The organism is Sphingobacterium sp. JUb56 (assembly GCF_014191365.1).
GTDB lineage: Bacteria > Bacteroidota > Bacteroidia > Sphingobacteriales > Sphingobacteriaceae > Sphingobacterium > Sphingobacterium anhuiense.
This window is the reverse complement of sequence record NZ_JACHWL010000001.1, coordinates 2443128-2465435: the sequence shown is the minus strand read 5'-3', so window position 1 is coordinate 2465435 and position 22308 is coordinate 2443128. Positions and strand designations below refer to the sequence as shown.

General features: G+C 34.3%; 18 protein-coding genes and 1 tRNA gene. 8 read left to right on the top strand and 11 right to left on the bottom strand.

What is annotated here, in order from left to right; translation table 11 throughout:
* Positions 1-40 precede the first annotated feature (40 nt).
* The 3 genes from FHR29_RS10295 to gltS form a co-directional block, all read right to left on the bottom strand.
* On the bottom strand, positions 41-1528 hold the full coding sequence (locus FHR29_RS10295; protein WP_183914403.1) for a PLP-dependent aminotransferase family protein: 1488 nt from the start codon (positions 1526-1528) through the stop codon (positions 41-43).
* A gap of 53 nt (positions 1529-1581) precedes the next feature.
* Positions 1582-2205 (bottom strand): hypothetical protein, encoded by a 624-nt coding sequence (locus FHR29_RS10290; protein WP_183914401.1) that lies wholly within the window; start codon positions 2203-2205, stop codon positions 1582-1584.
* A 68-nt stretch (positions 2206-2273) separates the two neighbouring features.
* Positions 2274-3473, bottom strand: coding sequence for a sodium/glutamate symporter (gene gltS / locus FHR29_RS10285; protein WP_132841632.1), 1200 nt, complete (start codon positions 3471-3473; stop codon positions 2274-2276).
* A 461-nt stretch (positions 3474-3934) separates the two neighbouring features.
* Here gltS and acnA point away from each other — a divergent pair, with 461 nt between their 5' ends.
* Positions 3935-6709 carry an aconitate hydratase AcnA gene (gene acnA, locus FHR29_RS10280; protein WP_183914399.1) on the top strand — a complete coding sequence of 925 codons (2775 nt, stop codon included), beginning with the start codon at positions 3935-3937 and terminating at the stop codon, positions 6707-6709.
* Positions 6710-6817: 108 nt separating this feature from the next.
* Here the strand turns inward: acnA and FHR29_RS10275 are convergent, their stop codons facing one another.
* Positions 6818-7480, bottom strand: coding sequence for an ankyrin repeat domain-containing protein (locus FHR29_RS10275; RefSeq protein WP_183914397.1), 663 nt, complete (start codon positions 7478-7480; stop codon positions 6818-6820).
* A gap of 407 nt (positions 7481-7887) precedes the next feature.
* On the opposite strand from FHR29_RS10275, the gene FHR29_RS10270 reads away from it, so the two are divergent.
* Together FHR29_RS10270 and pepF are read left to right on the top strand one after the other, a co-directional pair.
* Entirely contained in the window at positions 7888-8280 is a 393-nt protein-coding gene (locus FHR29_RS10270) for a response regulator (RefSeq protein ID WP_183914394.1), read from the top strand.
* Between the two features lie 248 nt (positions 8281-8528).
* Positions 8529-10439: an oligoendopeptidase F gene (gene pepF, locus FHR29_RS10265; protein ID WP_183914393.1), complete on the top strand. Its 1911-nt coding sequence runs from the start codon at positions 8529-8531 to the stop codon at positions 10437-10439.
* Between the two features lie 117 nt (positions 10440-10556).
* Here the strand turns inward: pepF and FHR29_RS10260 are convergent, their stop codons facing one another.
* Complete coding sequence (locus FHR29_RS10260; protein WP_183914392.1) at positions 10557-12812, bottom strand: excinuclease ABC subunit UvrA; 2256 nt, start codon at positions 12810-12812, stop codon at positions 10557-10559.
* A 51-nt stretch (positions 12813-12863) separates the two neighbouring features.
* Between FHR29_RS10260 and FHR29_RS10255 the strand changes: the two genes are divergently transcribed.
* From FHR29_RS10255 to FHR29_RS10245, 3 genes are all read left to right on the top strand, one after another.
* Positions 12864-13283 carry a MarR family winged helix-turn-helix transcriptional regulator gene (locus tag FHR29_RS10255; RefSeq protein WP_132771389.1) on the top strand — a complete coding sequence of 140 codons (420 nt, stop codon included), beginning with the start codon at positions 12864-12866 and terminating at the stop codon, positions 13281-13283.
* A 486-nt stretch (positions 13284-13769) separates the two neighbouring features.
* Positions 13770-14258: a GNAT family N-acetyltransferase gene (locus tag FHR29_RS10250; RefSeq protein WP_132771390.1), complete on the top strand. Its 489-nt coding sequence runs from the start codon at positions 13770-13772 to the stop codon at positions 14256-14258.
* A 495-nt stretch (positions 14259-14753) separates the two neighbouring features.
* The gene (locus FHR29_RS10245) at positions 14754-15476 is read left to right on the top strand and encodes a phytanoyl-CoA dioxygenase family protein (RefSeq protein ID WP_132771481.1); all 723 of its coding nucleotides are present in this window, start codon (positions 14754-14756) and stop codon (positions 15474-15476) included.
* Positions 15477-15499: 23 nt separating this feature from the next.
* Here the strand turns inward: FHR29_RS10245 and FHR29_RS10240 are convergent, their stop codons facing one another.
* A complete protein-coding gene (locus tag FHR29_RS10240) occupies positions 15500-16051 on the bottom strand; it encodes a 5' nucleotidase, NT5C type (RefSeq protein ID WP_132841645.1) in 552 nt (183 codons plus the stop codon).
* A 97-nt stretch (positions 16052-16148) separates the two neighbouring features.
* Here FHR29_RS10240 and FHR29_RS10235 point away from each other — a divergent pair, with 97 nt between their 5' ends.
* Complete coding sequence (locus FHR29_RS10235) at positions 16149-16898, top strand: DeoR/GlpR family DNA-binding transcription regulator (protein ID WP_132771392.1); 750 nt, start codon at positions 16149-16151, stop codon at positions 16896-16898.
* A gap of 92 nt (positions 16899-16990) precedes the next feature.
* Here FHR29_RS10235 and FHR29_RS10230 read toward each other — a convergent pair whose 3' ends face one another.
* The gene (locus FHR29_RS10230) at positions 16991-17464 is read right to left on the bottom strand and encodes an Lrp/AsnC family transcriptional regulator (protein WP_132841647.1); all 474 of its coding nucleotides are present in this window, start codon (positions 17462-17464) and stop codon (positions 16991-16993) included.
* A 143-nt stretch (positions 17465-17607) separates the two neighbouring features.
* On the opposite strand from FHR29_RS10230, the gene FHR29_RS10225 reads away from it, so the two are divergent.
* Positions 17608-19020 (top strand): MFS transporter, encoded by a 1413-nt coding sequence (locus tag FHR29_RS10225; RefSeq protein WP_132771393.1) that lies wholly within the window; start codon positions 17608-17610, stop codon positions 19018-19020.
* Between the two features lie 211 nt (positions 19021-19231).
* Here FHR29_RS10225 and FHR29_RS10220 read toward each other — a convergent pair.
* From FHR29_RS10220 to FHR29_RS10205, 4 genes are all read right to left on the bottom strand, one after another.
* Positions 19232-19305 (bottom strand) — tRNA-Ile (locus tag FHR29_RS10220).
* Between the two features lie 292 nt (positions 19306-19597).
* On the bottom strand, positions 19598-20266 hold the full coding sequence (locus FHR29_RS10215; RefSeq protein ID WP_183914391.1) for a hypothetical protein: 669 nt from the start codon (positions 20264-20266) through the stop codon (positions 19598-19600).
* A gap of 149 nt (positions 20267-20415) precedes the next feature.
* A complete protein-coding gene (locus FHR29_RS10210) occupies positions 20416-21042 on the bottom strand; it encodes a YIP1 family protein (RefSeq protein WP_183914390.1) in 627 nt (208 codons plus the stop codon).
* A 191-nt stretch (positions 21043-21233) separates the two neighbouring features.
* Positions 21234-22010 carry an NIPSNAP family protein gene (locus FHR29_RS10205; protein ID WP_132841651.1) on the bottom strand — a complete coding sequence of 259 codons (777 nt, stop codon included), beginning with the start codon at positions 22008-22010 and terminating at the stop codon, positions 21234-21236.
* Positions 22011-22308 lie beyond the last annotated feature (298 nt).

Below are 22308 nucleotides of genomic sequence, written 5' to 3'. Positions count from 1 at the left end.
GATCAAAATTAGGGATTTAAAGATGAAAAATAGCATGCTTCTATTTTATTGTCATTAATGAGTCTCGAAGAATGGTCACACTATTTTCCATTTCCGATTCAGTAAGATTGCCGAAACCAATTCGGATTGCGGTCATATCTTTAGCTTGATATAAGAGTGTTTTTGGAAGAAATAGATTTGCTTTTGCGCATTGCTTCTGTAAATGAATTAAGTTGATATCTTTTTTCCAGTTGGTCCAAAGAGCAAGACCGCCGGCAGGAATATCGAAGTCGACATATTCATGTAATTCACGGGCGAGTAAATAACTCATATAATTGCGTCTTTCTTTATACAGTTTGACTGATTTTTTTAAATAGCGATGTATTTCACCTTCTTCAATTAGATCACTTAATACTTGCTCCATGACAAAGTCACCTTGATGATCCATGATATTTAATAACTTTTGTAATTCTTTGATTAGGTTTTCAGGTGCGACGATAAAACCTGTACGGAAACCAGGCGCTAATGATTTACCAAAGCTTCCTGTATAAATAACCATCCCATCATAATCCACAGTTGCCATAGGGAGAAGGGGGGCATCATCATAATGGAAGTCATAATCGTAATCGTCCTCAATGACGGCAAAACCATATTTTGAAGCGAGTGCTAATACGATCGTTCTTCTTTGCTGACTAAGTGTCACTGTCGTGGGATAGTGATGATGCGGTGTCAGATAAAGCAATCTGATCTTTTGTGTAAGACAGATCTGTTCAAGAGATTCGACAACAATTCCTTCATGATCTACTGGAATGGATTTAATTCTAGCCCCGGCCTGTTGGAAGATCATGTTTATTGCAAAATAACTTGGTTGTCCTACAATGACTAAATCGTTTGCCTGTAGTAAAGTTTGAGCAATGATATAGGTACTCATCTCAACAGACCGTGTGATCAATAGATTTTTAGGTTGGATATGCAGACCTCTACTTTGATTTAAAAAATTGCACAACTGTTCTCGAAATGTGGCTGGTCTTTTTTGATCTGAATATCCTAGGTATTTAGTGTTCTTTTTTCGTTTTAGATTTGCGGTATAAAACTTAGAAAGCTGTTGCAAAGGAGATAGTCTACTATCAGGAATGCCGTCATCAAATTTTAAGATACATGTAGAGGTTTCAAAAGGATTTTCTAATATGGTACTTTTTTCAAAATCATAACCAGTTTGGTCTGCATACTGATTCTGGATTATTGTTTGCGAAAATTCACTATTTTTCCTTGCTTTGGACGTATTTCGAAGTACAAATGATCCTACATTTGGTTTGGTTTCAATCCAACCCTGTGATTCGAGCTCCTGTAATGTAGCAACTACTGTATTGCGATGTATAGATAGTGTTTGCGCTAGCTGCCTACTTCCGGGCAGTTTTGTTCCGATAGGTATAAAACCGCGCTGAATGGCATGAATGACTTGTTGTGCCAGTTGTACATAAATGGAGGTTTCATCCAGTCTATTCAGGCTGATAAAGCTGTTGAAAGGAATTTGACCCGGACTATTCATATGTTGGATAAATTGAAATTATTAAATAGTCCGGAAAGTTAAGTATTATTAGATTACTCTTGGAGTTTTTTGATTATTTTTCTAATTCTTGTTTTTTTGGATTCCTTTTCGACACCGTCTAAGCGCTTTGTGAGCATTTTGCTTAGGTCAGTTTTATATTGTCTTGGAACAACTTTTAAAGCCTGTTCCGCGTACATTGGAAGCTGATTGGGCGGGCATTTTAGTAACTGTTCATGTAATAACGGAAATACATCTTCATGCTCCAATGATAAGTATTTGATTAATATAGCAATACATTTATCCCTTGTAATAACAGAACCTTGTTCAGCAATAGCAATTAGTTGTGGTAGGAGCGGGAAAATAGCTTCATGTTGTAATAGAAGAATAGCATCCAGTGCTGTCATAGCTCCCCACTGTAAGCGGTTATCCTTACTTGTTAACAGCGTGATAAAATCCAAATAGTATGCCGCTATCATAATAGGGGATAAGTACCCAATTTCGTAAAGAACTTTGATGCAATCGTGTTGGATCCTTTTGTTTTTGCTTTGTAATAATTGAATTAATTCTTTAATAGCTTCATTGTCCTCTGCGCTGACGATTTGTTTTGCCAATGAAATATTGGCTGACTCATCTGTTTTCCCTAAACTGGAAGATAAATAATTGAAAACATGGATCATGTGCAATTACGTTTTTATTATTATTTAATGTTGCTTCGAATGGAATTGTTAGATTATTAATAAAATTTTTAGGATAGGTAACTTACAAATAATTTAATAAACAAGTTATTTAATATATCAACAAAGAATGCACCTACCATGGGTACGATTAGAAACGCTTTGTGGGACGGCCCATATTTGTCTGTGATCGATTGCATATTCGCAACAGCCGTCGGCGTTGCGCCTAGTCCAAAACCACAATGTCCAGCACTGAGCACTATAGCGTCATAATCGCTTCCCATTACTCTGAAAGTAATGAACATTGCAAATAGTACCATAAGTACTGTTTGTAAGATCAATATAACTAAAACTTGTGAAGCAAGGCCCTGTAATTGCCAAAGCTGTAAGGACATTAGTGCAATGGTCAAAAATAGATATAAACCGGTATTGCCAAGCACATCTACAGCATGATCATTTACAATATAACTGGACGATCTGCTAATGGTATTGCGAATAATAACACCTACAAAAAGGCACCATACAAAATTTGGAAGTTCCAACCATGAACCTTTGCAATATTCATACAATAAATGTCCCAATGCTAGACAAATTGCAAACATAGTCAGGGTTTCAATCATATTGCGAACATTGATTCTTCGGTTTGAATCAGGGTTTTCGAACATTTCAATTGGCACTCCTCTTTCTTGAATAATTTTTGTAGGTTGGATATTCTTCTTTTTTAAAAGCACTTTTGCTACGGGGCCACCGATGAGACCACCCATGACCAGACCATAGGTAGCACATGCCATTGCGAGCTCCATCGCTCCATTTATTTGGAATATATCGGTGAGATTTTGGGCCCATGCCGCACCAGTACCATGTCCCCCTGTTAAGGTAATAGATCCGGCAATAAGTCCATAACTAGGATCAATGCCTAGCAGAGATGCCACGGATATCCCAAAAACATTTTGAACGATCATGAAAGATCCTGTTAGAAAAACGAATATCAAAAGTGGTTTTCCTCCTTTTTTTAATTTATCGAATTCTGCACTTAAACCAATTGAAGTAAAAAAGAAAAGCATCATGGTGGTCTGAAGCGAACCTTCAAAGGTAAAATTGATACCCATTGTCGCATGCAAGATGTAAAGGACAATTGCAACGACAAACCCTCCTACAACAGGTTCTGGTATATTGTAGTTTCTCAGGAAATTTATTTTTTTAACAATAAAAAATCCTAAAATCAAAACAAGACAGGCAAAAGCTAGGGTTTCAAATAGTCCAAATGTCATATAGCTATCTATAAGTGGGTTGTCATTCAAATAAAACGGAAAGTTAAGAATAAAATAATAACTTGTATTTGACTTCTCTGTAGGTGTAAGGTTAATTAAAATATTTTCACTGTTTTTAGTCCTACATCTAACGGTTTATTCGCGTGCATTTTCCTTTCATAGTTGTAATCATGTTTAAAGCATTGATGTCTTGATTTCGAATAGGATAGATTATTGGTTCTTATTATCCCCAACGATGTACAGTTTTAGTATGTAACATACATTATCGTTAGTTTTTCACTACTCGGCTAGATCTTATATTTTTCTCATTCATTTTGAAAATGCGACTGTGGGTTTAAATAATGAGTGTAACATTTCTACTCTTTAGTAATCTATTAAAACTTAATATTCTATTCGTTGTTATTTGTTTTGCTTCTCAATAGTTAATTAGGTAAATTTATGTACCAACAAAACGTGTCAATATGAGTACAACGAACGCCAAATCTTTAAAGTCAATAAGTATAAACGGGAAAAGCTATCATTATTGTTCGCTTAAAAATCTTCCTGAAGGCTCTGTAAGTCATCTTCCTTTTAGTATCCGCATTTTGCTTGAAAATGTGCTGCGAAATTACGATGGTTTTAGCATTACCGACGAACATATTCATACACTCATCAACTGGACACCAGCTCCTGTCGATAAGGACATTCCTTTTAAGCCAGCTCGTATTCTGATGCAAGATTTTACTGGTGTTCCTGCTGTAGTGGATATGGCCTCGCTCCGGGCTGAATATGTACGTCATGGAAAAGATGGTCAAAAGATCAACCCTGCAATTCCAGTTGACTTGGTGATTGACCACTCTGTGCAGGTGGATTATTATGGAACAGATTATTCTTACGGAAAAAATGTTGAACTGGAATACCAACGTAATCAGGAACGTTATGAATTGCTCAAATGGGCACAGCATGGATTGAAAAACTTTACCGTAGTTCCTCCGGGGATGGGAATTTGTCATCAGGTCAATCTTGAATATCTTGCTAAGGGGATTATTGAACGCGAGGGATGGTTGTTTCCGGACACCTTGGTTGGTACGGATTCGCACACGCCTATGGTGAATGGTCTGGGTGTAGTAGGATGGGGAGCCGGCGGTATAGAAGCGGAGGCTGCTATGCTGGGACAGCCTATATTTTTTACTTGCCCGGAAGTGATTGGATTAAAATTGACCGGGAAAATACCGGATATCTGTACGGCTACCGATATGGTATTATCGATTACTAAAGTACTTCGTGATAAAGGTGTAGTAGGAAAGTTTGTTGAACTTTTTGGAGATGGTCTGGACCATTTAACAGTTACGGATAGAGCGACTATTGCTAATATGTCTCCAGAATTCGGGTGTACGATTACTTATTTTCCTATCGACGAACGGACGTTGGAGTACATGCAAACAACCAATCGTACAGCAGAACACATCAGGATCGTAGAAGAATACAGCAAAGAAAACCTATTGTGGAGAACTGGTCACGAAGAAATTAATTTTTCTTCAATTGTTGAATTTGATTTATCGACATTAGAACCAACGGTTTCGGGTCCAAAGCGGCCGCAGGATAAAATCTTGGCTAAGGATCTTGGTAGCCAGTTTGCTAATCTGTTGCAACAGGAATACCAGCGTAATTATAGTCTTCCGAATCAGAGAAAAGAATCGGCATGGTTAGCTGACGGCGGTTCTGGAACAGAATTTACTTTTGGTAAAGTTCCAAAAAATACAGATTCTACAATGGAGGTTGTTCAGGATACAATGCAGGCTGTTCGAATTAAATATAAAAACCAGGAATTTATTTTGAGCGATGGTAGTATTGTTATTGCCGCTATTACGAGCTGTACCAATACTTCTAATCCAGCTGTTATGATCGGCGCTGGATTGTTGGCAAGAAATGCCATAGAAAAAGGATTGCGTACGAAATCATGGGTAAAAACTTCACTAGCACCAGGATCAAAAGTCGTGACACAGTACTTAGAGCGTTCAGGTTTGAGTACTGATCTGGAAGCTCTTCGCTTTCATACTGTGGGATATGGATGTACTTCTTGTATTGGAAATTCTGGTCCATTACCTCCGCATATTGCGGAAGCCGTAGATAAAGGAGAATTGGTGGTGGCCTCTGTACTTTCGGGTAACCGAAATTTTGAAGCTAGGGTACACCCTCAGGTAAAAATGAATTTTCTCATGTCGCCAATGCTAGTGGTTGCATACGCTTTAGTAGGGAGGGTCGATGTTGATCTGATAAATGATCCACTGTCGTACGATCCAAACGGAAATCCCGTGTATCTGAAAGATATATGGCCAAGCCGTGAGGAAATCGTCCAGACAGTCAATGACTGTGTCAAACAAAGCGATTTTCAGGAAGTCTATGATGTGATCTTTGATGGCTCTGAAGACTGGAAAAATTTAGAAGTAAATCTAGCCGAGCGTTTTGAATGGAATAAAAGTTCGACTTATATTAAAGAAGCTCCTTTTTTTGAAAACCTTCAGGTAAATCCTGATCCAGTGGCTAATATTACAGGTGCTCGTGTATTACTGTATTTAGGTGATTCGGTTACAACTGACCATATTTCGCCAGCAGGCTCTTTCCGTGAAGATAGTGCCGCAGGAAAATATTTAGCAGAACATGGTGTGAATAAAGCTGATTTCAATTCTTACGGTTCCCGTCGTGGTAATCATGAAGTCATGATGCGCGGAACCTTTGCCAATGTGCGTATGAAAAATAAAATTGTAGATCAAGAAGGCGGTTTCAGTATATACTTTCCAAGTGGTGAGGTAAAGACAGTTTATGAAACGGCTATGGAATATCAGAAAACGCATACACCACTGATTGTATTGGCTGGAAAGGAGTACGGGTCTGGCTCATCTCGTGACTGGGCGGCAAAAGGTGCTTATTTATTAGGTGTAAAAGCTGTTATTGCAGAGAGTTTTGAAAGGATACACCGCAGCAATCTTGTTGGTATGGGGGTTGCCCCATTAGTTTTCATTGATGGACAAAATACCGCCACTTTAGGTTTGGATGGTACTGAAGTTTTTGATATTACAGGAATTGCGGATAATCTAAAACCTCATAAGCTTTTGGATGTGAAAGCAATACATCGGAATGGGAAAATAACCGAATTTAAGGTTCAGGCCCGGATGGATTCAGCTATTGAAATTGAATATTACAAAAATAATGGTATTTTACAATACGTCTTAAGGGATTATTTAAAAAACAGTTAATGCGTATTTTTTCAATTTATATATGTAAAATATAAGAAGGGTTTGGCTATTTATAAAGTCAAACCCTTCTTTGTTTTAATATTCAGTAAACTTGATATAAGCTGATTTTTATTTTTTGGACGTTTTCTCTAGTAGCTGAACAATGTCCGAATACCCCTTGGCTTTAGCATGTGCTAATGGGGTTTTTTTATCATGATCAGCAATATTTATATTGCAACCTGCATCAATCAGTGTTTGGATTACGTTGACAAATTTTTGAGTGCCATCACCTAGGATTACTGCTTCCATTAATGCGGTCCAACCTAACCTATTGACGTGATTAATAGGAAATCCTTTTGTGTTGGCCAGTAATTTCACAACCTCCAGATGTCCGCGTTCGCTGGCAGGTATTAGGGCTGTTCCATTATACCTGTTGAATACATCAAATCGAGCTCCATGAGATAGATAGAGCTGTACAAGTTTTAGGTGTCCTGCCGCTCCTGCATATAAAAAAGGACTATCTTGAATTTTATCTTGTTGATTCACATCTGCTTTGTAAGATACCAATAACTTTGCCATCTCAAAGTTATTATTATGTGTTGCGATCAGTAATAAGGATTTTCCATTTTTATCAGTTAAATTAACGTTTGCACCCTTTTTCAATTCCTCTTCAACGAATAGCAATTGATTTTTCTGGACTACCTCCAGTAAGTTCGTTTGTGGATGAGTATTCATATCGTTATTACAGGAGTTTAGGAAAATGAATGAAAAAAGTAAGATAAGATGTTGCATAGGTATTAAATAAGTGATGATAAGTGTTGAAAATCAATTGTTTCATGAGCAAATTTAGTCAAATAAGTTCTGAGTAAAATGTACCATTTATGCGAAAACTTGTACATTTTATAATTGATATCCCAGTTGGCAGAGGTAAGGAAAGTTGGTCTTTAAAAAAGGTCAAAAGAATATTTTTTAGTTAAAAACTATGCTGCCCCTCTTTGTTTAAGATACAGATAAAGTAGGATCACTTTTTTAAATCTCAATATTTTATACTGAAAAGATGATATGAAAACACAAGCTTTTTAATATCAATCCATTTAAAATTGGTCTTCATGTGATAATTTAAGAAGATATAATGGTATTGTCGCTGGAGGAACGTTGGTAATTTTGTCGTGAATAAGTTAATAGAAATAAAAACAAACATGAGGAATCATCCAATTAAACTCGCTTTTACAGATGATAGTATATTTCAACAAAATATGATACAATTACTCATCGAAAGAGATACTGTTTTTGATCTTTTCTTTATCTGCGGTGATGGACTAGATTTGATTAAAAGATTGGAATTCGAGGATGAGTTACCTGAAGTTTGTATCATTGACTTTCATATGCCAAATATGGGAGGCGTAGCTGCTGCTAGTGAAATATCGGCAAGATTTCCATCAATTAAGCTTTTTGGATATACAGCTACTACAGATTTTTGCGAGATTAAAGAATTTAAACGAAATGGTGGTGTGCACGTATTTCCTAAAACTAATCCCACTTCTATGTTAGAAAAAATAAATTCGTGGACTTACAATGATGATTTGTGTTAAGTCTGAAATTATACTGCTTTTAATTAAATAATCTACTGCCATATTGATGATAATCAGGTTTAATAAAATTTATCTGTTTATTTTATTGAAATCTAGGTAATGAAGTCGATTTTGAAAAAACTGTGCTGGAGTAAACGGTTTCCAATTATTATTCGTCTTCTAATGTTATGTGTCTTTATTTATAATCTGATATGGTTTACACTATAAAATTATGGACTGATCTTGTTGGTGCTATAAAAATCTAAAAGATGTTTTGTAAATTGGGAACACTATTTACATACATTATGCGTAAAAAAACACAATTGATCACAACGGTGATGCTGTTCTCAACAACAATTGCAGTAAGTCAGATGAAAGTTCGCGAAGAATTACCTGAAAAATATAAATGGGATTTGTCTCATCTTTATGCTACAGATGACGTTTGGAAAACAGAAAAGGAACGTTTACAACAAAAGATGAAAGAAGTGGCTTTATACAAAGGTAAGCTTACACAATCTGCGAACGTTTTATTGCAAGCATTAGAGCTGAATAGTTCGCTTATCAAGGATATGGCTCGTCTCTCATCTTATGCTTCGATGAAAGCTGATCAAGATACCCGAGTAACTAAGTATGCAGGGATGAATCAAGAATTGCAACAGCTTTTTTCAGAATATGGCGCTTTGACTTCATACCTGGAACCGGAATTGCTGACTTTAAAAGAAAATCAGCTTAGCGCATTTTTGGCAAAAGAAAAAGCGTTGGTAACTTATAAGTTTTACCTGACAGATTTACTTCGCAAACGCGCCCATAGAGGTTCTGAAGAAGTTGAAAAAGTATTGGCATATTCTTCTTTAATGTCCGGTAATGCAGCCAATATCTATAGCACCTTTATAAATGCTGAGTTTCCATATCCAGAGGTCGATTTGAACGGTGAACGCGTAAAGCTTAACGCTGCTAATTTTGCATTATATAGAGCGAGTGAAGACCGTGGAGTTCGGAGTAAAGCATTTGCCACTTATTTTGGTAAACTGAATGAGTTTCAAAGAACATTTGGAGCGCAGTTATATGGAAATATCAATGCGGCATTGTTTGCAACAAAAGCCCGAAACTACGACAGTACCTTAAAAATGGCATTAGATGGCGGTAATATTCCGACAGATGTTTTTCATAATCTTATAAAAAATGTAAATGGAAATTTGAAGACCTTTCATCGTTATTTAAACCTCCGTAAACGCATGATGGGAGTGGATACACTGCATTATTATGATCTTTATGCTCCTTTGGTTGCGAAAGTCGATTTATCTTATACGGTAGAAGAAGCTGAAGAGAATATTTTGAAATCTTTGAAGCCTTTAGGGACTGATTATATAGAAGTTTCCAAAAAAGCATTCGAAGAAAGATGGATTGACATGTATCCTAACGAAGGAAAAAGGTCAGGTGCATATTCTAATGGTTCTGGGTACGATGTACATCCGTATATCCTCATGAATTATAACGGCAAGTACAATGATATGTCTACGCTGACTCATGAATTGGGACATACCATGCATAGTTATTTGACCAATAAGAAGCAACATTATGCTAACTCAGATTATTCAATTTTTGTTGCAGAAGTGGCTTCGACTTTAAATGAAGAGTTATTGAATGATTATATGCTGAAGCAGATAAAGGACGATGAAACAAGACTTGCTATTCTTGGAAATTATCTTGAAGGCGCAAAAGGAACATTGTTCCGTCAGACTCAGTTTGCTGAGTTCGAATATATGATCCATGATAAAGTAGCAAAGGGGGAGGCACTCACTGGAGAAGACTTTGATACGATGTATCTTGCTCTAACGAAAAAGTATTATGGTCATGATCAAAATATTTGTGTCGTTGATGACAATGTGAAATCAGAATGGTCTTACATTCCACATTTTTATTATAACTTTTACGTTTATCAGTATGCGACATCTTTTACTGCATCAACAGCTCTTTCCGAAAAAGTCCTGCGTGGGACGGATGCAGATCGTCAGAAATACCTGAATTTCTTAGCTTCGGGAAGTACCAAATATCCTGTTGATCTTCTTGTCGATGCAGGTGTGGATATGAATACTTCTGAACCTTTTGATTTGACGATTGCAAAAATTAATAAAGTCATGGCTGAGATGGAATCTATTCTAAGCAGACAGGGGAAATAAGGATTAAATTTTAACAAAAAATAAAAGCCGTATTATTGCGGCTTTTATTTTTTCTATTTCACCGGGTTTTTAACGAATACAAAGAGTTAAATAAAAGGGAATTATAGTCGATTATTTTTATTTCCATTTTAAATGTTTTTTGAGATATTCGGCAGTGTACGATTTTTTATTTTTTAAAAGTTGTTCTACGGTACCTTCAAAAATAACATTACCTCCATATTTACCAGCACCCGGACCGATATCGATAATCCAATCTGCCTGAGCAATAATTTCCAAATTATGTTCTACTATAATTAATGTGTTATTTCTTTCAATTAATTCCTCAAAAAGAGATAGTAACTTTTCCGTATCACTTGGATGTAGTCCTGTACTGGGTTCATCCATAATGATGATTTTATTTGTGTTGTTTAATTCTTTCGTGAGTTTTAAACGTTGTCTTTCTCCCCCAGAAAAGCTATCCATACGTTGTCCGAGTGTGAGATAATCTAAGCCTAATTTTAAAAGTATTTCAAACTTTTCAAGGTATATCTGATCATCAAAAAATTGTATAGCTTCCGGTATAGTAAAGTTCAGTACATCAAATATATTTTTACCCTTGTATTTATATTCCAATACTTGGGGATTAAATCCTGAACCACAGCAAACTTCACAGACTTGCTCAATGTCATCCATAAATGCTAAGTCTATCCGCTCCATGCCCAGTCCTTTACAGTTTTCACAGGCGCCCTCACTGTTCCTACTGAATTTTTTATCAGAAACTTGATTGGCTCGAGCAAATGATTTTCTGACCTTATCAGATAGATTCAAGTAAGTGAGTAAATTTGACCGGGGACTAGCTGTAAATAAGGACTGGTCGATAATTGTAGCATCTTTATAGTAATCCGGCAAAACTTTGCTGATTAATGTACTTTTTCCTGAGCCTGCAACGCCAGTGACTACTGTCATAATATTTTTAGGGATTTTTAAATCAATACCCTTCAAGTTATGTAAGGTCGCTTGCTTAATTTCTAGATATTCTTTTCCAATTTTTGGATCAGTTTTAATTTTGGTTTTCTTTGCAAAATATAAGCCCGTTTTTCCTAATGAATTTTTAAGTTCTTTAAAAGTTCCTTTATAGATAACTTCACCGCCATTTTTTCCTGATCCGGGTCCCATATCAATGATCAAATCTGCGATCTTGATTAAATCTGGATCATGCTCAACAATCAGAATGGTATTACCTTTATCTCTAATTTGTTCAATAATGGAAGTAATATTTTGTAAATCTTTTGGATGAAGCCCAATGCTCGGTTCATCAAAAATATACAGTAGATCCACTAAACTATTGCCTAGACTTTTTACCATTTTAATCCGTTGGGATTCTCCTCCCGAAAGCGTATCTGTTTTTCTATCGAGGGTTAAGTACTGCAGGCCTATGTTAATCATATTATTTAATTTCTTAATAAGCTCTTTTACAATAATATCATAGGTGTTTGAGTTTATCGATTGAATAAATTCCATTAAATCGTCAACTGAAAGAGCAGTACAATCGGCTATGTTTTTACCATTTATTTTACAGGAGAGTACCTTTTTATTTAATCTTTTACCTTTGCATACTGCGCATATTCTGCTTGTGGTAATGTGTTGAAGGTCATTTTTTCGGGTTGTATTTTCTTTTGAATCTTTTTTTAAAAATGCTTTTTCAATACGTGGTATGAGCCCTTCATATTTCACTGTTTTTCCCCAATCTTTATTTGGGTTTTTAGGTTTATGTTCTTTTGAATAAAGTAATATTTCCCATTCTTTATCTGAATAATCTTTTATTTTCTTGTCGTTATCAAAATATCCTGACAAAGTATATCTAGTTAACCTCCATCCTCCAGGTTGAAAAGTGGGAAACTGAATTCCGCCTTCATTTAGGGATTTTTCTTTATTGATGAAAGTATTAATATTAATAGTTTGCTCATAACCCAAACCTTCGCAGTTAAGGCACATGCCGAGTGGATTGTTAAATGAAAAAACATTAGAATAACCTACAAATGGCGAACCTAATCTAGAAAATAGCAATCGTAAAGACGCGTAGATATCAGTTATGGTACCAACTGTTGAACGCGCATTTCCGCCTATTCTCTTTTGATTGATAATAATGGGGACATTCAGATTTTCAATCTTATCGACATCCGGTATACCATAATGTTGCATTCGTGTACGTATAAAACTATTCTGTGTTTCATTTATCTGACGTTGTGCCTCTGCGCCAATTGTTTCAAATACGAGTGATGATTTTCCTGAACCCGAGATACCCGTAAATACCGTTATTTTATGCTTCGGGATTTGAAGAGAAACATTTTTGAGATTATTCTGCCTAGCATTTGTTATAATAATATTATTCATAACTAATTTACTTAACTTTGCAACTACTTAACTAAGTTAAGTGTTTTTTTTATGAAAAAGATTGAAAAAGAATTTTTTACTGTATTTACAGACTTCCAATGTTTCATTTTGGCGAACATGAATAAGGGCGATTATATTGGTATTACAGCAACCCATTATAACATCATAGAGTTTGTGTATCGAAAAAAAGATGCTACTGCTAAACAGATTGCAGTAGCATTGAATGTTAGTCAAGCCGCTATTTCTAAGCAGTTGAAGTTTTTAATTCAAAATGAGTTGCTAAAACAAATACAGAGTGAGGTAGACAGGCGAAATTATATTTTAACTGCAACTGATAACGGGAAATTCATTGTTGACAATTCTGAAACCTTTAGAAAAAATTTAACTAAGCAATTTTCGTCAAATCTTTCAGCCAATGAACTTATAACATTTACCTCATTGTTGAAGAAAGCTTTGGAAGACCATAAATAGGAAATTAAAAAATGTTGCTCCTACTTTTTTAGCTCGTTATCCTTTTTTTAATAATTGATTTAGCTTATGCTTTTCATTACCATACAATATAAACGCTATACAAAATCAAGGATTATTTTTCGGATAAAAAAAATTGGATCAAGTGGTACTTATTATAGTCCATAATCTCTTCAGTATTTCGTAAAATAGATTCTTTACTATTCATCGACAAATGGTCGATCCCGCAGAAAGTCTGGTGATTTCTCAAATTTATCTGCGAGTTTTTTCGCATTATTTAAGAAGTTCGCTTCTAAAATTTTTTAGTCCATTTCAAATTTTAATATTGGTATTCAAAGCGATATTGATTACTAATTTCTCACCACTAAAGTCTCAGGAAACGCCTATTAATTCTTTAAAAATAAGTGCTTTAATTTTTATTGAATGGATTTTTAAAGTTTTTAGTGTCAAATTTAGTTAAGATCATGTATATTTTACGAAAAAACTGCAATGAATATAACACTTGTTAAGTATACATCGGATGATTTTGATCTATTTAAACCGCTACTCCTTGATGATGAGATTATGAAATATATTACTGGAAAAGGCTGGACAGAAGTTCAGGTTAAGGAAAAGTTTGAGGCGATACTTGAAGTCAATCGTAATGAAGATGATCTGGGTTATTTTAAAGTATTTGACAACGGAAATCTGTATATCGGATATTGTAAGTTAGCATATAGCAGTAATGATTGTAACGTCCTTGAAATCGGGTATGTCATAAATAAGGAGTTTTGGGGGAAGGGTTATGGATGTGCTGTTGGTCAAGCGGTAATAGATACAGCAAATAGATTATTTCCCCAATTAGATATTATTGGAATTATTGATCCTCATAATCTGGCTTCAAAAAAAATATTAGAAAAGTTAGGATTTAAGACCTATTTTAAAGGTTTCGAAGAAGGATTGCCGACAGAAAAACTCATGTTAAAAAGACTGCACTGAAATTAAGCAATCACCTCTTTCTCTTTATGCCAACAGTGACAATCTAATGGATTATAGCATTTTTTAGCTTAACTTATGCGTAGTAGTTTCCGTAGATTTTTAAATAAATAACGACGTTTCATTAAAATGATCATTATTTAATCATCCCTATAGGAATGGAATTAATGCTTTAGAGTTTGAGCTTATAGTAAAAAGAATGTTGGATTTTACAAGTTTTGCTAGCAAGATTTAAATAAAAGCTTTACTACAATTGAACTTATTACTCCCTGTGATTGTGACTAAAAAAATAGTAATTTGATGTAGTGCATTATTTAATAATTAAGATATGATATCGAAAAGTTTCTTATTAGCTTTCATTGTATAAGGTCAAAATTCGAAAGACCCAGAATAGAAAGCTTTGATATTGTTTTTTATTATCTTTAGTAAATTGTATTTGGCAAAATTTTTTATGCGTTTATGTAATCTCAAAGTTCAATAATGAAAAATGCTAGTAATATGGAAGATCTTGAAAAAAATAGGCAAGATCTTTTAGATCATGGTTTCAATGTGATTGACAATATCTATTCTAAAGAAGAAATAAATAGTATTATTGATGCAATTAATAAAGTTGACACTTCAAAAGACACATTCAGAAAAACTAAGGACTTATTTGCCATTAGACAGTTTCTGAAAGAAATTCCAGAAACCATTTCACTAATATTTACTGATAATTTTAGGTCACTTTTGCAAAAAATGATCGGCAATAATTTTTTCGTAGTAAAGAGCATTTATTTTGATAAACCTGAGACTTCTAACTGGTACGTATCTTATCATCAAGATTTAACTATTTCCGTGGATAAGAAAATAGAAATTGAAAATTTTGGACCTTGGACAACCAAACACAATCAATATGCAGTGCAACCGACAATTGACATATTAGAAAATATTACAGCTATAAGAATTCATCTTGATGATACCGATGAAAATAATGGCGCTTTAAAGGTTATCCCTAAATCACATGTCAAGGGAATTTATCGACCTGAAAAAATAAATTGGGATATTGAGACTGAAACGACTTGTTCTGTTAAGCAAGGTGGAGTAATGTTAATGAAGCCATTGTTGCTACATAGCTCGAAGAGAACAGTCAATAATAAGAAAAGGCGTGTAATACACATTGAATTTTCAAATGTAGTATTGCCAACCTCATTAAAATGGGCTGAGCGCTTAAATTTTAATTGATATTCAAAAACTGAAAATATACTTTACAGTATATTTTCAGTACTATAAGTGAGTGTTTTAAGCAGTTTAGGCACTTCATCCCAATGATTGATCCTGATATGATGATTGATATGTGCATTGTGGTAGGCGTTAAACATTAGCGCTTTTCCCTTGCAGAAATCAAGATTTTTGCAATAATCATCGATCATATAATCTGTATCGATGATACTTTTATCACCACAGAAGATAATATTCTTCCAGCTAATAAAAGGGAAATGTTCTTGTAGCCATTCTCTCTTTTCATACAAAGACAAGGGAAATTCCATAGCTGCAGAAACAATAAAAATCTCATAATCTTCCATTAATAATGTGACATTTTCTACTGCTTTGTCCATTACAGGTACTGTTCTAAAGAATGATTGGGTATGAAGTACTTTGTGCAGTGCTGTTTTATCAGCAAAAGCAGCATCTTCTCCTAATTCATTTATGAGTTGAGGGGTCAAAGAAATGCCCGTTTCATTTTTGTACCATTCAATAAGATGGGGTTCCGTGTCGGCGATGACGCCGTCCATATCAATAGCTATTGATTTTCTCATATTTAATAAGTTTTGCAATAAAGATACTAAATATTGCAATACTTTGCAATATATTGCAAAGTATTATTTTATATATTTGCATATAATATAAAGAGATATGGTAAGAGAAGAACGTTTACAGCTCATATTAAAGCAGCTTTCTAAGGAGAATAAAGTTCGCCTCGAACAGCTTAGTATACTATTAAACGTATCCGAAGATACTGTACGTCGCGATATTAAGGTGTTGGGATCTCAGGGTCTTCTAAAAGAGGTAAGAGGAGGGGCATTGGCTAATTCTCCTAGTCCACATCATTATAGGGATCGTGAAAAATACGATTTGGGACAAAAGCAGGCTGTTGCTTTAAAGGCCTTAAGCTTTTTAAGGGATGGGCATGTGGTATTTTTTGATGGTGGGACCTCTGTTGTGGCATTAGCAGCCTGTCTGCCTAAAAATTTAAAAATAACGGTCGTTACCAATAGTTTTCCGGTAGTTAGTGTACTGGAAGATCATCCCAACGTTGAAGTGATATTTGCCGGAGGCCGCCTCTGTAAAGTTTCTTTTACCGCAATCGGTGAAGATGCAATTAATACATTGAAATCAGTTCGAGCTGATATTTGTTTCCTTGGCGTATGTAGTATCCACCATGTCATTGGGATAACAGCTAAAGATTATGAAGATGCACAAATTAAAAAAATAATGATTGCACAGGCTCTTAAAACAGTTGCATTGTCTACCATAGAAAAAACCAGCACAGCGGAAGCTTTTTGTATAGGGCCTGTGACTGATCTGGATACTATTCTTACTGAGGCAGATCCTCATCATACTGCGCTTCAGGTATACCGAGAACTTGGAATTGAGATTTTATAGAACTGCTAAATATTTTTGGTATGACCTTATCGCATATGGCACACGATATTTTAAAGATTTTTATCTAAAATTAGTGCGTATGCAAATGACTTTTAATAGATAATCTGAGTACGCTCTTTAATACTATTCATAACAAAAATACTTTTTGTTTGTCCGATACCATCTATTTCAGATAGCTTATTAACGAAAAAATCATGAAATTCATCCATATTTGGAGCCAATATTTTTAGCATAAAATCAAAATCACCACTGATGTTGTAAAATTCGACAACTTCATTCAATTTACATACTTCTTCTATAAATTTCGTTGCTGTTTTTTTATTGTGGGCATTTAGTGCAATCATACAGATGACCATCATTCCTTTATTAACTTTTTTGCGATCTAATACTGCGGTGTATTCTTTTATAATCCCCAATTTTTCCATGCGCTTAATTCGTTCATGTGTTGGAGTAGAGCTAAGATTGATCTGTGCTGAAAGATCACGCACACTAAGCTTGGCATCTTTTTGTAATAAGCGCAGAATAGCAAGATCTTTTTCATCTAGAGTATAATTTTCTGAGGGCATTTGTTCTAATATTTGGTGGTTAAATAGTTTTTAAAGTTTATTTGTTCTTTGTAATTTATCTAAATTAATTAATTGTTCCAAATTTAAGAAGTAATTTTATAGTATGTTCCAATAATTTTAATTTTGCAGGAAATTTGAATGGTATGGGAACAAGGAGAAATTTAATATTAATACTGGCATCGATAGGAACTTTTGTTGAAGCGTTGGATATCGCAATTATTAATCTCACTATTCCCTCTATTCAAGAGCAATTTAATATCGGAGCAGAAAAGGTTCAGTGGTTACAGACCCTGTATGTGTTGTTTTTTGGAGGCTTTCTGATTATTGGAGGTAAACTTTCTGATGAGATAGGACGTAAAAAATTATTTCTTTTAGGGGGAATGATTTTTATGTTAGCCTCACTAGGAGCAGGGCTTTCACCTAATTTTGAGGTACTGGCTTTATTCCGAGCTTTGCAAGGGCTTGGCGCTGCTTTTATTATGCCGTCATCCTTATCAATTGTCACCAATACTTTTACCGAAAACCAAGAAAGGAACCGTGCGTTGGGAGTTTTTAGTTCTTTTGCAGCAATAGGATCGGGAAGTGGATTATCAGTGGGAGGGCTCATCAGTACCTACTTAAGCTGGCACTGGGTTTTTCTGATTAATGTACCGATTCTTTTGATCACATTAATTCTAGCATATTATTATTTACCTACAGATGAAAAGGCTCAAAATGTTCAGAAGACAGACGGTATTTCCGGATTACTGCTTGTCTTAGGACTCTTAAGTTTAACCTATGGGACACATGAACTCATACACATCAAAGAGAGTCCAATATTGATAGTTGGTTCATTGCTATTGGCTATTCTTTTACTGAGTGTTGTGATCCATCGTTTAAGAACAGTATCACAGCCATTAATTGATCTCAAATTATTCAGGTATAAATCATTAATGGCTTCAAATCTTGCGTTTTTTACACTAGGCGCATTCTTTATAGGATTTTTATTTTTGATTTCTTTGATGCTTCAGAAAGATATGCATCACAGCGCCGCTTCTGCAGGTTTAATGCTGGTTCCTTTCAGTATTATGTCTGCATTGGTAGCTAAATTTATATTGCCTTATATTTGCCGAAAATTTTATCCTGCGCAAATGGGTATCCTGGGCTGGTCTTTTATGCTATTAGGTGCTTTATCTTTACTAGTATCCATTTATTTAGATCATCCCCTACAAACTGTTTTATTTGGGGCAGCATGTATTTCAGGGATTGGAATGACGATTTGTTTTACAAGTTTATCAATTTTAGGTATTCGTGATGTAGAGGCCGTTCATTATGGTGTTGCTTCAAGTTTAACCAGTACAAGCTATTTTTTGGGAGCGGGAATCGGATTGTCATTTATGACTTTAATGAGTCAGCTTTTCCCCTCAACACTGGCAGTGGATCATTTAAGTTTAGCCATCTTGGCGGGTTATGCTATTGTTGCTATGGGTATATTGAGGTATTTAATGGTTAAAGAATTAAAAGACGAAAAAACTGAGGTTGTCGCTATTACTTCATGTGAAATCGCTTCTGAATGATGAAAACTTGATTACCGTCTCTCTGCGACAGTTTATTTTTGGAAATTGGTCACTGCTTAAAGGTGAAAGTATTTAAATAATTAACCATGAGAAGACCTGTATTATTCTAAATATCGCAGAGTTTAATGGAGATAATTTTTAGGATTATTTACTTATTACGCTTTATAAAAAAGAAAAATCCTCATTTTTTGATGAGGATTTTTTTAAGTAGTGCTCCCAACTGGGCTCGAACCAGTGACCTGCAGATTATGAGTCTGACGCTCTAACCGACTGAGCTATAGGAGCGGGTTATTAATATTTATAGCTTATTTTTATCAGCTTTCCACAAAGATAACAAATTCCATTTTTATTATAAAACAATAATTGAAAGAACTATCAAAATATGGTATAGCATTTCTGTTTTTGCATCAAAGTTTAGCTTACCATTTTATCATCAATACTTATTCAAAGTATCAGAAGAAAGACAAGTTCGTGATAAAAGTTTAATGGAGTAAGGATATTTTTGAGAACCAATTTTATTTTTATAAAGCATACTTCGCTTAAGAGTAGCTTGATAAAGAAATTTCAGAATTCGTTATTACTTAAATTTTGCCCAATTATTGTCGGTATTATTTAATTTAAGCACATCTTTTAAGCTTTCCTTGTTACAGACAAATAGTATGGTTTTAGGTCTTTCATTAACAATTTTTGAATCCTGATCCGGGATTTTAGCGTTTATTTTTTCAAGATTTTCAGAACTTCTCGGATCAAAAATAGAAATCAATTTAATTATTCTGTCTTTAACGTCCCAGGTGTAGGTGTATATATGCACATATTTATTATAATCACTAGAATCAGTTTTTGTTTCTTTGCCATATACACCTTTGATATTCAGATATAGTTTATTTAATCTTTCAGGTTTTAGATATGTCTCCGCATTAATTATTTTCAATTTCCCGTCTTTTGAAGCAATTGCATTAAGGGTTGAAAAATTAATACTGTCAAATTTAGCTACTATATTATTATTTGATGATTTTTTTATTTGAAATTCAACCCAGCCATTGTCAAAATCACTAATTTCTACATATTGATTATTATTTGAAATTTTTAAATTTTCGTCTTTATTTGAATTTCTATAAAAATCTTCCGTATTGAAGGTGTTAAAATCAAGTTTTTTTAGATCAATTATATTTTTTTGATATTCTTGATTATTCGTTAGACAGGAACAGAAAAAGATCATGTAAAAATACACAGCGAGATATTTCATAATAAATATATTTTAAATCGTTATTTTAATCGTTTTGCATATGTTTCTGGGTTTAGTTGGATTTGAAATTTGGATCATGCATTTTCCATGATCATTTTTGGATATTATCTCTTTCTTAGTGTTTGCGAAGAATTAAGTGATTGATTTTGTTAAAACAAGGATGCTATTACAGCAAAAACAACTACCAATATGATCACGGGTAAAATCATGCTTAGAATAGCTTTCCATATACTGAAGTTATTAACTGTAGCTATTCCTAAGACCATAAATATGGCGATATTTATGCCAACAAATCCATTTATTGTCATCAAAAATATTTTAAAGATTGTTTGGGACCAACTTTCATTATTTACCCAGAATGATATACTGAAAAAGGAAATACCATATATCAGAGATCCGATGATATACAATAGTAATACGATTATCCCTGGTATGGATGAATAGGCAATAACGCGGAGAATATCTGCTGCACTTGCTATACCTTTTAGCCATCTTGCAGTACCAGCTAAGATGTAAGCAAACATTATGTAAAAAAGTAAGCTAATGCCCGACCCAAAAATTATAACTTTGAAGAAAAGTTCTGTCCAACTTTCAATATTGAGTTTACCCGAGGATATTCTTCCAAATTGACTTCCTAATAGCGCTAGGTAAAGTAGAAGCCAAGCATACTTATTATACCAGTGCTCTTGTGTAAATCTAAAGAACCACTTAGGTCTTGTATATAAATTCGTGATAATAAATTTAAAATCTTGATTTTCGGGAAGGTCTATATTCATGTTGTCATATATGGTTGATCAAATTTAATTATTTAATTAATCCATGCAAATTTATTTTTCGTTTGTTTAAAAATTTGGTTGATTCCGTATTTACATATGCTTATTCCTGGAAATTTTTCATGTATGTGCGGATGGGGATAGTAATGTGGTAGAATCAAATTATTGAATTTTAGAAAGATAAGATTTTGCTTTTAAACCTGAGAGTAAGTTGTGGGTATTAAAAATGTATTGTTAATTTTAGAAATAGTATTTGCATATTGAGGATCGGACACTAATTTTTTCCATTCAGGATCAGCAATGAAATCAACCCATCCCTTATTACGTTCCTCCATATTCTTACAGGTGATCAAATAGGTGAGACGAGGTAACCTGTCGCCTGCAATCACTTCACCACAGAATACCGGATTTAATTTTGCTCTTTTGAAGATAGGAAATTCGCCATCATGAAACATTTTAATTTTTCTTTTTACAGCATCTTCACTGTAGCCTTCATATGTTCTTAGCTCAAATATCCGCGATTTATCGGATGGAATAGTGATTTTAGGCCAACCTTCGAAGGCAATCATTAAGGAAGATTTAAAACGATCATATAGCGCTTTGTCTTCGGGAATACTGTTATATGTAGCGCTATTTTCAATGTAATCTGCATCCATTTTTACTTTTGTATTGACGGATAGGTAATTGTCAAGAGAAGAGTAAGGGGTTAATAAGTAAAATTTGGCAGGCTCAGATGGAACCAATTCTTTGAATACACCAACTGCTTTTACACCATATTTATTCAGTGCGGGAATAAGGGCAGATTTAAAATAATTGTCCAGTTGTTGCTGGTCAGAACCGAATCGTATTTCGTATTCACGCCATTCATATATTTCCTGCTCAGTTGCATTATTATCGGCTCCTATTACTGGAATTATAGTTGTTGCTAAACCTGCAGTTAGTGAAGATTGAAGAAATTTTCTGCGTTTCATACTGGTCAATGGTTTTATAATAAATGATTTAGATAGAATAAATATATAAATTTAATCCTATTTTCTATAAGGCCGTTCTAATAAATAATCAGAAGTTTAGTGTGTGGAAACTTTTTTTGAAGATAGTTTTTACCTCAAACAGAAATCTTATTTATGAAAATAAGCTCATCATAGAGATATAAGCCAATTATGGTTAATATATTTTTAATAACTGCTTTTACGAGAGAATGAGAATAAATATGTTGGGTAAGTTACAGGTCTTTGGCAAGCATTCCTATAGACACTTATTTTTGCTTAT

Excerpts from the sequence above, each read along its gene's own strand:
- FHR29_RS10295 (WP_183914403.1), bottom strand. The coding sequence starts at position 1,528 with ATGAATAGTCCGGGTCAAATTCCTTTCAACAGCTTTATCAGCCTGAAT.
- FHR29_RS10290 (WP_183914401.1), bottom strand. The coding sequence starts at position 2,205 with ATGATCCATGTTTTCAATTATTTATCTTCCAGTTTAGGGAAAACAGAT.
- gltS (WP_132841632.1), bottom strand. The coding sequence starts at position 3,473 with ATGACATTTGGACTATTTGAAACCCTAGCTTTTGCCTGTCTTGTTTTG.
- acnA (WP_183914399.1), top strand. The coding sequence starts at position 3,935 with ATGAGTACAACGAACGCCAAATCTTTAAAGTCAATAAGTATAAACGGG.
- FHR29_RS10275 (WP_183914397.1), bottom strand. The coding sequence starts at position 7,480 with ATGCAACATCTTATCTTACTTTTTTCATTCATTTTCCTAAACTCCTGT.
- FHR29_RS10270 (WP_183914394.1), top strand. The coding sequence starts at position 7,888 with ATGAGGAATCATCCAATTAAACTCGCTTTTACAGATGATAGTATATTT.
- pepF (WP_183914393.1), top strand. The coding sequence starts at position 8,529 with ATGTTTTGTAAATTGGGAACACTATTTACATACATTATGCGTAAAAAA.
- FHR29_RS10260 (WP_183914392.1), bottom strand. The coding sequence starts at position 12,812 with ATGAATAATATTATTATAACAAATGCTAGGCAGAATAATCTCAAAAAT.
- FHR29_RS10255 (WP_132771389.1), top strand. The coding sequence starts at position 12,864 with ATGAAAAAGATTGAAAAAGAATTTTTTACTGTATTTACAGACTTCCAA.
- FHR29_RS10250 (WP_132771390.1), top strand. The coding sequence starts at position 13,770 with ATGAATATAACACTTGTTAAGTATACATCGGATGATTTTGATCTATTT.
- FHR29_RS10245 (WP_132771481.1), top strand. The coding sequence starts at position 14,754 with ATGGAAGATCTTGAAAAAAATAGGCAAGATCTTTTAGATCATGGTTTC.
- FHR29_RS10240 (WP_132841645.1), bottom strand. The coding sequence starts at position 16,051 with ATGAGAAAATCAATAGCTATTGATATGGACGGCGTCATCGCCGACACG.
- FHR29_RS10235 (WP_132771392.1), top strand. The coding sequence starts at position 16,149 with ATGGTAAGAGAAGAACGTTTACAGCTCATATTAAAGCAGCTTTCTAAG.
- FHR29_RS10230 (WP_132841647.1), bottom strand. The coding sequence starts at position 17,464 with ATGCCCTCAGAAAATTATACTCTAGATGAAAAAGATCTTGCTATTCTG.
- FHR29_RS10225 (WP_132771393.1), top strand. The coding sequence starts at position 17,608 with ATGGGAACAAGGAGAAATTTAATATTAATACTGGCATCGATAGGAACT.
- FHR29_RS10215 (WP_183914391.1), bottom strand. The coding sequence starts at position 20,266 with ATGAAATATCTCGCTGTGTATTTTTACATGATCTTTTTCTGTTCCTGT.
- FHR29_RS10210 (WP_183914390.1), bottom strand. The coding sequence starts at position 21,042 with ATGAATATAGACCTTCCCGAAAATCAAGATTTTAAATTTATTATCACG.
- FHR29_RS10205 (WP_132841651.1), bottom strand. The coding sequence starts at position 22,010 with ATGAAACGCAGAAAATTTCTTCAATCTTCACTAACTGCAGGTTTAGCA.